Below are 11,336 nucleotides of genomic sequence, written 5' to 3'. Positions count from 1 at the left end.
GGCCGCCTGTGACAGCCGCGCAGCAGCGTGGTTCCTCGACGAACTCAGGCTATTTCTCACTTGCGCCGAACGCCGCGCGGGGGCGAACTAGGACAGTTTCGCTCCCTTATTCGGATACGAGGGAAAGGGGCCAGGTGGCGGGATGAGGTTCTTAACACAACACAACGCGGCGTTGACATGCTGGCTGGGGGGGTCGCTGCTCGTGATCGGCCCGGGGTGCACGGCCGGAGCGGATCGCGCGCCGGCAGGCAACGTCGCCGAGGACGCGGCAAAGGTCGCCGATTTCCTCAGCGGCACGACGTCATTCGTGTCGGCGGACGATCTGCCGCTGGTGTTCTACGGGGAAGAAGAGGAGGAGGAAGAGGAAGAAGAGGAGGAAGAGGAGGAAGAAGAGGAGCGCGAGCTGGAGGAGGGCGACATCTACCGGGTCCTCGGGGACGGGCACCTCCTGAACCTCAATGGCTATCGGGGACTCCAGGTCATCGACATCCATGATCCGGGGAGCCCGACGATGGTCGGGCAGATGCAGGTCGCCGGGAGCCCGGTCGAGATGTACGTCGACGGCGACCGCGCGATCGTGCTGATGAACGACTGGGTCGGGGTCCGCGCCACGCCGGGCAGCCTCGCCATGGAGCGCCGCGCGGGCGGGGCCGTCCTCCTCGTCGACATCTCCAACCGGAACGCGCCCAGGCTCCTGTCGCAGTTCGAGGTGCCGGGGTACATCCAGACGAGCCGGTACGCGAACGGCGCGAGCCGGGACGCCCTCTACGTGGCCAGCACCGACTGGGGGTGGGTCGAGCTGGGGAACGGCGAATACGAGTATCACAACCAGGCCGTGGTCAAGAGCTTCGAGGTGACCCAGCGCGGGCTCACCGAGCGCAGCCAGCTCGACCTCGGGGGGTACGTGACGGACATCCACGGCGAGGGAGACGTCCTGCTGGTGGCGCGCAGCCCCGAGGGCTGGGATTACGAGGACAGCCAGGTGTCGATCGTCGACATCTCGAGCATCGACGGCGCCATGGCGCTGCGGGATACGGTCACCGTGGACGGCTACGTGCGCTCGCAGTTCCACATGGACTTCCGCGACGACACGCTGCGCGTCTTCTCGGGCCCGCAGTGGGGCGGAGGGGTGAGCCACCTGCAGACGTGGGACGCGTCGGATCTCGGCGATCTCACGCCGATCGACGACGAGGACTTCGGCGAGGGAGAGTCGCTCTACGGCGCTGTCTTCCTCGACGACCGGGCGTTCGCCGTCACCTACTTCCGCACGGATCCGTTCCACGCCTTCTCGATCGATCCCGACGGGAACGTCGAGGAGAAGAGCGAGTTCATCGTCTCCGGCTGGAACGACTTCCTCCGCCCGGTGCTCGGCGCGACCCGGCTCATCGGGATCGGCGTGAACGACGAGGGCGGGGGGCGCAGGCTCGCGGCCAGCCTGTACGACATCACCGATCTGACCAACCCGAACCCGATGATCGCGCGCTCCGAGGTGGCCGGGGACGATGACGGATGGAACTGGTCGGAGGCCAACTGGGACCACCGCGCGTTCACCGTGCTCGACGGGGCCGTGCGCGTGGCCGCGCCGACCGGCGAGACAGAGACGGGCCTCGTGCTCCTGCCGTTCTCCGGCTGGACCGAGGAGGAAGGCCGGTGGAGGCAGAGCTCTGCCGTGCAGATCTTCACGTACTCGAGCGCGACCCTGACCCGCCGTGGCGTGATGAAGCACGCCTCCCCGGTGCGCCGCTCGTTCCGCGCCGGCCCGGACACCGCGGCGAACGTGTCGGAGACGCAGCTAAGCCTCTACGATCAGCGCAACCTGGACGACCCGGAGAAGCTCGGCGAGCTCGACCTCGCGCCCAACTACACGACGATCCTCGGGTACGGCGATCACCGCGTGCGCATCCGCAACCCCGAGCAGGACTCCTGGGACCGCGATCCAGGCCAGATGGCCCTGGCGGAGGTCATCGACGCGGCGGACGTGGCCGACGTCGCGACGCCGCGCGCGACCTTCCCGGTCACGCCCGACGCGAGCTACTATAAAGTCGGTGACGACCTGCTCGCCGTCGTGACCTCCAGGTACGTGGACTGGCCCAGGTACGAGACAACGATCAGCGTTGTCGATCTCTCGAACCCGCTGCGGCCCCGCGCGGCGGGGCAGCTCGTCACGACGGACCTGCCCCCGACGTACGGCCGTTATTACGACTACTACTATTACGCGCCGACGCGGGTCCATCCCACGAACGGGTCGCTCACGTTCGCGCACAAGACCGACTCCTGGGTCGAGCTCGGCCCGGCAGAGCACTGCGAGTCGTACGTCACCTACAGCCACGGCGACTACGCCTGCTCCGGCGTGGACAACTGCAGGTACACCACCGGGCAGCGCACCTGCCAGTCCGTCGACGGCGGGCCGGAGTACTGCACGGGCGGGTTCGCCGCGTGCACGACGCGGCTCGGCGAAGGCGACACCTGCACGCCCGTCCTCGACGAGGCCGCGCTCGACGGGCTGCTCGAGTCGTCGTGCTACGAGGGCGAGGCGCGCCGCCAGATCCGGCAGATGACCGTCCACGTGGTCGACCTCTCCGATCCGGATCACCCGGCCCTGGCGGCGCCCGTCGCGCTCCCGGCCGACGAGGACGCGGTGAGCACGCTGGCGCACGAGGGCGACCTCTACGTGTCCGTCAAGGTGCCCGCCGTTGTGGCTGACGACCCGCGCCCCCACGCGCGCTACTTCGTCCGGCGCGTCGACCTGTCCCGCCCCGGAGCGCCCGTCGTCGGCCCGGCGATCAACGTCCCCGGCGAGGCCCTCGCGATCCGCGGGACCAAGGTGTTCACGCGCGACCGGGTGTGGGGGGCTCACTTCATCGAGCCGGCGATCGCGCGATCGACGCTGCACAACGGGCGCGCGCACCTGAACAACTACCAGGAGCTCGCCGGCAAGACGGTCGGCGAGACCATCCTCATCGACCAGCACCAGCGGGCCCTCATGACGTACGGCGAGCGGATCTGGCCGTCGTACTGGCGGTGGAGCTACGGCTACGAGTCCGGCAGCCTCGCGATCCTGAGGCCGAGCGACACGATCTCGTCGACCGGGTTCGACGTGCTCTCGGAGACGCCGACCGATCGCTGGATGACGCTCATGCCCTTCACCGCCGAGCGCCGCGCGTTCTTCAACCTGTATAGCGGCACGCTGATGGTCGATTACGACGACCCGCGCCGGCCCGTGGCGCAGGCGTTCTTCACGGGCGCGTGGTACCCCGAGCTGCTGGTCGACCGGGCCAAGGACGAGGTCCTCGTCGCCGCGGAGCGGTACGGCATCCACCAGATCGATCTCGACGCCTCGAACCTCCTCCCGTAGCGCGCGCGGCGCGCATCCCCCTCCGGCACCAGGCCGATCGCGGCGCGCTCGTCGACGGCGGGGCGACAGCCCTGCAGAGCTCGGAGAGCGCCCCGCCTCACCGCCGCGACCGGAAGGCCGGCGCTGCGGCCGCCGCGCGGCGCGCTATCCTGCCCGGCATGGGACCCACGCAGATCAAGGGCAGGAACGTCGACATCAAGATGTGGACCCGGCCGGAGGAGGTCGAGCAGGTCGCGCTGGAGCAGCTACGCAACATCAGCGCCCTGCCCTGGGTGTTCCACCACGTCGCCGCGATGCCCGACGTCCACTTCGGCAAGGGCGCGACAGTCGGCTCGGTGATCGCGATGCGCGACGCGGTCGCGCCGGCCGCCGTGGGCGTGGACATCGGCTGCGGGATGGGCGCGCTCCGCACGAACCTCGAGGCCGCCGACCTGCCCGACGACCTCAAGCGGATCCGCAGCGACATCGAGCGGGCGATCCCCGTCGGGTTCGCCGCCCACGACGCGCCGCCGAAGGAGTTCGCGAAGCTGCCGCTCTGGGAGGAGTTCTCGAGTCTGACCCCGAAGGTCAAGGGCCTGTTCACGAAGGCGCGCTGTCAGCTCGGCACGCTGGGCGGCGGCAACCACTTCATCGAGCTCTGCCTCGACACGGGAGGCGGCGTGTGGCTGATGCTCCACTCCGGCTCTCGCAACATCGGGAAAGAGCTGGCCGAGATCCACATCGCCACGGCGAAGAAGCTCGCCCACAACCGCGACCTGCCCGATCGCGATCTCGCTGTGTTCCTCGCCGGCACCCCGGAGATGAAGGCGTACCGACACGACCTCTTCTGGGCGCAGCGGTACGCGCGCGCGAACCGCGAGGCCATGTTCCACCTCGCCGAGGGCGTGCTCCGGCGGCACTTCCCGCAGCTCGAGATCCAGGAAGCCATCTATTGCCACCACAACTACGTGGCCGAGGAGCACCACTTCGGCGAGGAGGTGCTGGTGACGCGCAAGGGCGCGATCCGCGCGGGCAAGGGCGAGCTCGGCATCATCCCCGGCTCGATGGGCACGCGCTCGTACATCGTCCGGGGCCTCGGCAACCCCGAGGCGTTCGAGAGCGCGTCGCACGGCGCGGGGCGCAAGATGAGCCGCGGCGAGGCGAAGCGGCGCTTCACCGTCAAGGACCTGGCCGCGCAGACGGCCGGCGTCGAGTGCCGCAAGGACGGCGGGGTCCTCGACGAGATCCCCGCCGCCTACAAGCCGATCGAGCGGGTCATGGAGGACCAGCGCGATCTCGTGGAGATCGTCGCCGAGCTGCGCCAGGTGATGTGCGTGAAGGGGTGAGCGGGCTCGGGGCGGGGGACCGGCGCCATCACCGACGAACGGACGGGCAGACGACCGGCGCGCCGCCGCCGATGCCTTTCCGCGCCTTTTCCGCGTCGCGCCGGATTCACCGTCCCTCCCCGCGCTGCCGTCGGCTACGATGCGCGTCGCCGGCGCGACGCACGCCGCGGCCGGACGCCGCGTTCGCCGCTGCGTGCGCGGCCGCGCGGAGACGTCATGAAGTCGGACTGGATCGATCTCGGCCCCCTCTCCGAATTCCCGGCGGAGGAGCCGGTGCTGCGCAAGGACGACGCGGGGCGGCGCTTCGCCTGCGTGCTCCGGGGCGGCGAGGTCCACGCGCTCGACGATCGGTGCCCCCACCAGGGCTACCCGCTCTCGCAGGGCGCGCTGCGCGGCGGCGTGCTGACCTGCGCGTGGCACAACTGGAAGTTCGACATCGCCACGGGCGCCTGCTCGTTCGGCGGCGAGCCGGTGCGGCGCTACGCCACCCGCGTCGACGGCGGGCGCGTGCTCCTGAACCGCGCCGTCGACACAGCGGCCGAGGTGCGGCGCCTCGTCGCCGGCCTGCGCGAGGCGGTCCGGCGCGACGAGCCGGCGCGCGCCCTGCGCGAGGGGCTCCGGCTGGGGGCGCTCGGGCTCCACCGGGCCGAGACGGGCCTCGGCAGCCTGCACCTCGCGTTCGAGGTGCTCGCCAGGGACGGGGCGGAGCGCGCCGAGCACGGCTTCGATCACGGCCTCGCCCTGCTCGCGGACCTCTGCTCCTGGGTCGAGCGCGGCTGGGTCCCCGCCGAGGAGGCGTTCGTTGTCGCCGCCCACGCGATCGGCGAGGCGTCGGCCCGGCTCGGCCCGCGCGGCAAGGCCGCCGGCAAGGCCGGCGGGAGCTCGGCGCTCGCGCGCATCGCCGACTTCGAGCTCGACGAGCCGGTGAAGGTGAGCGAGGCGCTCGCGGCGGAGCGGCGCGACGAGGCCGAGGCGCGGATGCGCGAGCTGATCGAGGTCCGCGGCACGCCCGGCGCGCGCCGGGCGCTCCTGCCCTTCGTCGCGCAGCACCTCCACGACTACGGGCACGGCGCGATCTTCCTCTCCAAGGCGCTCGAGCTCGGCGAGCGGTTCTCCTCCGCCGCGGACGAGGTCCTCGCGGCCTCCACGGTGCAGCTCGCCTGGGCCACCGCCGACACGAGCCTGCCGCCCTTCGCGGCCACGCGCGCCGCGCTCGCGCGCGTGGCCGAGCTCCCCCTGCCCGCGCCCGAGGGCGCCGCGGGGCCGGCCGCCGCGCCGCTCGACCCCGCGGAGCGCGCCGCCTTCGAGGCGGAGGTGCTCGCCGGCGAGCGCCAGGCCGTCGAGGCGACCGCGCGCTGGCTCGCGCGCGGCGCCGGCCCGCTCGCGCTGCTCGGCGCGATCGGCCACGCCGCGGCCGTCCGCCTCGCGCGCTTCGATCCGGGCTGGGAGCAGCGCCTCGACGCCGAGGTCGGGGTGCTCGACGTCACCCACGCGGTGACCTTCGCGGAGGCGGCGGCGGCGCTCGGCCGCGACGCGCTCCCGCGCGAGGCCGCGCAGCTCGCCGTGCTCGCTGCCGGCTTCGTCGGCAAGCTCCGCAGCGCGGACGCCGCCGCGCCGGGCGCCGTCGCGCCGGGACCGACCCCCGCGCGCGCGTCCAGCGGCGCGCTGCTCGAGGCCGCGGCGGCGCGCGACCTGGGCGGGGCGCTCGCTGTCGCGCGGCACCTCGACGCCGAGGGGCGCCGCCGCGCCTTTGCCGAGCTCGCCCCGTTCGCCGCGTTCGACGCCTCGGTGAGGCCGATCTTCACCGCGCACGCCGTGAAGACGCTCGAGGCGCTCCAGCGGCTCGAGTCGTCCGATCCGCACCCGGACGGCGCCTACCTGGAGGCGCTGCTCGCCTATCTCGTGCCCGTCCGACGGGAGCTCCACGTGCGGCGGATCGCGGCCGTGGCGAAGAAGTTCATGTCCGATGGCCGGCCCCCGGAGGGGCTGTATTGAGCCGCGCGCGCCTCCCTCGCGGGGCGCCGTCGCGACGCACACGCGCCGGCGCGACGCGACGCGACAGCGACGAGCGCGAGCGGAATCCGATCGGGACGACAACGCGCCGGGGACGCGAGCGACGAGAGCGTCGGTGACGACGCGCCGTCGACGACGCGACGACGACGCGACAACGCGACGCCCTCCGCGCTGCCCGCCGGGCCGATTCCCGCCTTGTGGCCAGCGGAGGACGCTTCATGCATACTGGCCCTCCATGCGGCTCGAGCCCGGTTCCCACGTAGCGCCGCACCTCACGCTCGTGACCCTGCTCAGGATGGGCGGCATCGGCAGCATCTGGGCGGCGCGCCACCTCGGGCTCGGCAAGGACGTCGCCGTCAAGTTCATGTCCGCGTCGCTCGCGACCGATCCGACCGCGGTCGCCCGGTTTCACCGGGAGGGCGCGCTCATGGCCAGGATCAAGAGCCCTCACGTGGCCGAGGTCCACGAGCACGGCGTCGCCGAGGACGGCCTCCCGTACATCGTGATGGAGCTGCTCCGCGGCGAGGAGCTGTCCGACCGGCTCGCGCGCGCCGGTCGCCTCTCGCTGGACGAGACGGTCTCCCTCGTGTCCGAGCTCTGCGACGGCCTCGCCGCGGCGCACGCGCTCGGCGTCATCCACCGGGACATCACGCCCGAGCACGTCTTCCTCGCCGACGTCGGCGGCAGCACGTGCGTCAAGCTGCTCGACTTCGGCGTGGCGCGGGGCGACGTCGACCCCGACGGGACCACGCTGACGGCCACGGGCGCGGTCGTCGGCAGCCTCGTCTACATGAGCCCGGAGCAGTTCTTCAACCCGAAGCAGGTCGACGGCCGCTCGGATCTCTGGTCCGTCGCCGTCATGGCGTACCAGGCGCTCACCGGCGCTCCGCCGTTCGAGCAGAGGGGGCTCGAGGCCCTGCTCAGCGCCATCCGCATCGGCCACTTCCCGCTCCCGAGCGAGCGTTGCGCCGACATCACGCCGGCCCTGGACGCGTGGTTCGTCAAGGCGCTGTCCCGCGATCCGTCCGGCCGCTTCGGCGCGGCCGCGGAGATGGCGGGCGCGCTGCGCGGGGCCGTCGCCTCCGGGCAGCCGCCGGCGGGCGCCGCCGGCGGGGCGGGCTAGCGGTCATGGCGCGCGCCCGCATCCCGAGCCGATCCAACCACGAGCTCGTGTTCCGCAGCGCCCGCAAGGGTGAGGAGGGCACGCTGGCCACTGTCGCCTACCGCGCGTTCCAGGCGGGCGATCCGGAGGCGTGGCTGCGGTATTTCACCGAGCACGCGCACCTCGCCCTCGACAACGTGATCGTCGCGGAGACCGACGGCCAGCTCGTCGGGCACGTCGCCTCGCTCGACCTCACGATGAGCTTCGCGGGCGCGGACGTGCCCTTCCAGGGCCTCGCGACAGTGGCCGTGCTCCCCGAGTTCCGCCGCCGCGGCATCGCCGATCGGCTCGTCCGCGAGAGCCTCCGCCGCATGCGCCGCCGCGGCGAGGCGCTCGCGCTGCTCCACCCGGTCCGGCTCTCGTTTTATCGCAGGTTCGGCTTCGGCGTCTGCGAGCTCCGGGACGTCGTGCGCACCTCGCCCGATCGGCTCCCTGACTCGGTGCTCCGCCGCCACGTGCGGGCGTTCTCCCGCCCCCGCGACGAGCCGCTCATCAAGCAGGCCTACGATCTCGCGCGGACCGACACGACGGGGCAGCTCAAGCGGAGCGAGTACTGGTGGGACGTGCGCGTGTTCAAGCGCTCCCCCAGCGGCGCGGTCTACGTCGATCCGGGCTCGAAGGCGATCGCGGGCTACCTGCTCTTCGACGTGCCGGAAGGCAGCGCCTACGGCGTCCAGCAGCTCCTCGTCCGCGAGCTCCGCGCGCCGACGCCGGGCGCCTACCGCGGGCTCATCGGCTTCCTCGGCGCGCTCGGCGACCAGTACGAGGTCGTGGAGCTCATGCTCCCGCGCGGCTACGGCGCGCCGCTGCTCGACGAGCCCGGCATCCGCGACGAGCCCATTCTTTACGAGACGGCGGCCCGGCACCCCGGCCTGTGCCCGCCCGTCCACGTGGCGCACCGCCGCAACGTCCTCGGCCTGACCGCGGCCGGCGCGATGGGGCGCATCGTCGACGTCGCCGCCGCGCTCGCGCTGCACCCCTCGCCGAGGAAGCACGGCGTGCGCGGCGCCATCGGCCTCGACGTCGAGGATCCCGTGTTCACGGACGCGCCGCGCGCCTTCGACGTGACCTTCGCGGCGCGCGGCGTCCAGACGGCGCCCGGCAGCACGGCGGGCGACCGCCTCTCGCTCTCGATCGAGCGGCTCACGCAGATCTACTTCGGCGCCACCTCGGCGCGCGATCTCCTGAGCCAGGGCTTCGTTGTGGGCAGCGCCAAGGCGGCCGCGCTCCTCGACGCGGCCTTCGCCGGCCCCCCCCTGTTCCTCGGCTCCTTCAACGGGTTCTGATCGGGCGGCCGCGGGCGCGGCCGCGTCCGGTCAGGCGCCGCGCCGGGCGCGGAGGAAGAGCTTGAGCGAGCGCGACGTCAGCGCCGTCTCCTCGCCGCCCTTCCGCGTCTCGGTCGCGGCGTCGTCGTGGGTGTCCACGAGGAGCTGCCACGGCCTTGAATCGTCGGCGAAGGGGAGGACGAAGCCCAGATCGCACGGAGACGCGTTGAGCAGCAGGACGAAGTCGTCGTCGATCAGCCGGTCGCCGGACTCGTCCACGTCGTCCAGCCCCTCTCCGGAGAGGAACACCCCGAGGCACTGCGTGCAGTGGTTGCACCAGTCCTCGTCGGTCATCAGCTCCCCGTCCGGGCGATACCACTGGATATCGTAGGTCTTGCCGCCGCGGATCGGGCGCCCCTTGAAGAACGTCGATCGCCTGAGCCCGGGGTGCTCGTGCCGGATGCGGAGGCACTTGCGCGTGAACTCCATGAGCGCCCGCGACGGCTCGTCCCAGGTCCACGGCTGCCACGTGAGCGGGCTGTCCTGGCAATATCCGTTGTTGTTCCCCTCCTGCGTGCGCCCCCGCTCGTCGCCGTGGAGGATCATGGGCGTGCCCTGCGAGAACAGGAGAGACGCCATGATGTTGCGCATCTGTCGGGCGCGGAGCTGGAGGATCGCGGGGTCGTCCGTGGGCCCCTCGGCGCCGCAGTTCCACGACCGGTTGTCGTCCGCGCCGTCGCAGTTGCCCTCCCCGTTCGCCTCGTTGTGCTTCTCGTTGTACGAGACGAGGTCCGCGAGGGTGAAGCCGTCGTGGGCCGTGACGAAGTTGATGCTCGTGTACGGCTTGCGCCCGTTGTTCTCGTAGAGGTCGCTGCTCCCCGTGATCCGGAACCCGAGGTCCGAGGCCGTACCGCCGCTGCCGCGCCAGAAGTCGCGCAGCGTGTCGCGATAACGGCCGTTCCACTCGGCCCAGCGAACAGGGAAGTTGCCGACCTGGTAGCCGCCGGGGCCGACGTCCCAGGGCTCGGCGATGAGCTTCGTCTGGCTGAGCACCGGGTCCTGGTGGACGATGGTGAAGAAGCTCGAGAGCTGATCGACGTCGTGCAGGCCGCGCGCGAGCGCCGAGGCCAGATCGAACCGGAACCCGTCGACGTGCATCTCCAGGACCCAGTACCGCAGCGAGTCCATGATGAGCTGGAGCGACTGCGGGTGGCGCACGTTGAGGGTGTTCCCGGTGCCTGTGTAATCGAAGTAGAAGCGCTCGTTGCCGGGGACGAGCCGGTAGTAGGTCGGGTTGTCGATGCCGCGCAGGCTCAGCGTCGGGCCCATGTGGTTGCCCTCGGCCGTGTGGTTGTAGACGACGTCGAGGATGACCTCGATGCCGGCGGCGTGGAGCGCCTTGACCATCTCCTTGAACTGCCGGACCTCGGCTGTCACTTCGTTGCCCGCGCGGTACCCGACGTCCGGCGCGAAGAAGCCTATCGTGTGGTAGCCCCAGTAGTTCCGGAGCCCCCTGTCGAGCAGGAACTTCTCGTGCACGAAGGCGTGCACCGGCAGGAGCTCGATCGCCGTGATGCCGAGGTATCTCAGGTACCCGATCATGGCCGGGTGGGCGATACCGAGGTACGTCCCGCGGAGCTCCTCCGGGATCTCCGGGTGCAGCATCGTCAGGCCGCGGACATGCGCCTCGTAGATGACGCTGCGGTGGAACGGGACGCGCGGGGGCCGGTCTCCGGTCCAGTCGAACGAGGGATCGATGACGACGCCGAGGGGGGCGCCGAGCGCCTCGTTCTCGGACATCTTGAGATCCCCGTCCGGCTCATCGATGCGGTGGGCGAACGAGTTCGCGTTCCACTGGACCCGCGACGCGAGCGCCTTCGCGTACGGGTCGAGCAGGCGCACGTTCGGGTTGAACCGGAAGCCCCGCTCCGGGGCCCACGGGCCGTGGACGCGGTAGCCGTATCGCTGCCCCGGTCCGATCTCCGGCACGTAGACGTGCCACACGAAGGAGGTGCGGTGACGCACCGGCAGGCGCTGCTCGTTCCCCTCGTCATCGACGAGGCAAAGCTCGACAGCCTCAGCGTTCTCTGAATAGAGCGCGAACTGCGTACCAGAACCGTCCCATGTCGCACCGAGCGGATATGGCTCTCCGGGTCGCAATCCCTTGCGCTTGAATATCATGCTTGTCTCCAGGCCGGGTGGGCCCCCCCCGTGCG

The 11,336-nt window shown here is 71.6% G+C and carries 6 protein-coding genes; 5 read left to right on the top strand and 1 reads right to left on the bottom strand.

All coding sequences use genetic code 11. The annotated features are described in order from the left end of the window. Window positions 1-172: 172 nt before the first annotated feature. From WMF42_RS06655 to WMF42_RS06635, 5 genes are all read left to right on the top strand, one after another. Entirely contained in the window at window positions 173-3,355 is a 3,183-nt protein-coding gene (locus WMF42_RS06655) for a beta-propeller domain-containing protein (protein WP_437690943.1), read from the top strand. Between the two features lie 158 nt (window positions 3,356-3,513). Continuing rightward, window positions 3,514-4,680: an RtcB family protein gene (locus WMF42_RS06650; protein ID WP_061610870.1), complete on the top strand. Its 1,167-nt coding sequence runs from the start codon at window positions 3,514-3,516 to the stop codon at window positions 4,678-4,680. Between the two features lie 216 nt (window positions 4,681-4,896). Continuing rightward, entirely contained in the window at window positions 4,897-6,675 is a 1,779-nt protein-coding gene (locus tag WMF42_RS06645) for a Rieske 2Fe-2S domain-containing protein (protein WP_437690941.1), read from the top strand. 253 nt (window positions 6,676-6,928) lie between these two features. Beyond that, complete coding sequence (locus tag WMF42_RS06640) at window positions 6,929-7,816, top strand: serine/threonine-protein kinase (protein WP_061612679.1); 888 nt, start codon at window positions 6,929-6,931, stop codon at window positions 7,814-7,816. A gap of 5 nt (window positions 7,817-7,821) precedes the next feature. Next, window positions 7,822-9,141 (top strand): GNAT family N-acetyltransferase, encoded by a 1,320-nt coding sequence (locus WMF42_RS06635; protein WP_061612678.1) that lies wholly within the window; start codon window positions 7,822-7,824, stop codon window positions 9,139-9,141. 30 nt (window positions 9,142-9,171) lie between these two features. On the opposite strand, the gene glgX is transcribed toward WMF42_RS06635, so the two are convergent. Continuing rightward, window positions 9,172-11,301 carry a glycogen debranching protein GlgX gene (gene glgX / locus WMF42_RS06630; protein WP_061612677.1) on the bottom strand — a complete coding sequence of 710 codons (2,130 nt, stop codon included), beginning with the start codon at window positions 11,299-11,301 and terminating at the stop codon, window positions 9,172-9,174. Window positions 11,302-11,336 lie beyond the last annotated feature (35 nt).

Source organism: Sorangium sp. So ce176, assembly GCF_051519835.1.
GTDB lineage: Bacteria > Myxococcota_A > Polyangia > Polyangiales > Polyangiaceae > Sorangium > Sorangium cellulosum_G.
This window is presented reverse-complemented; position numbering and strand designations above follow the sequence as displayed.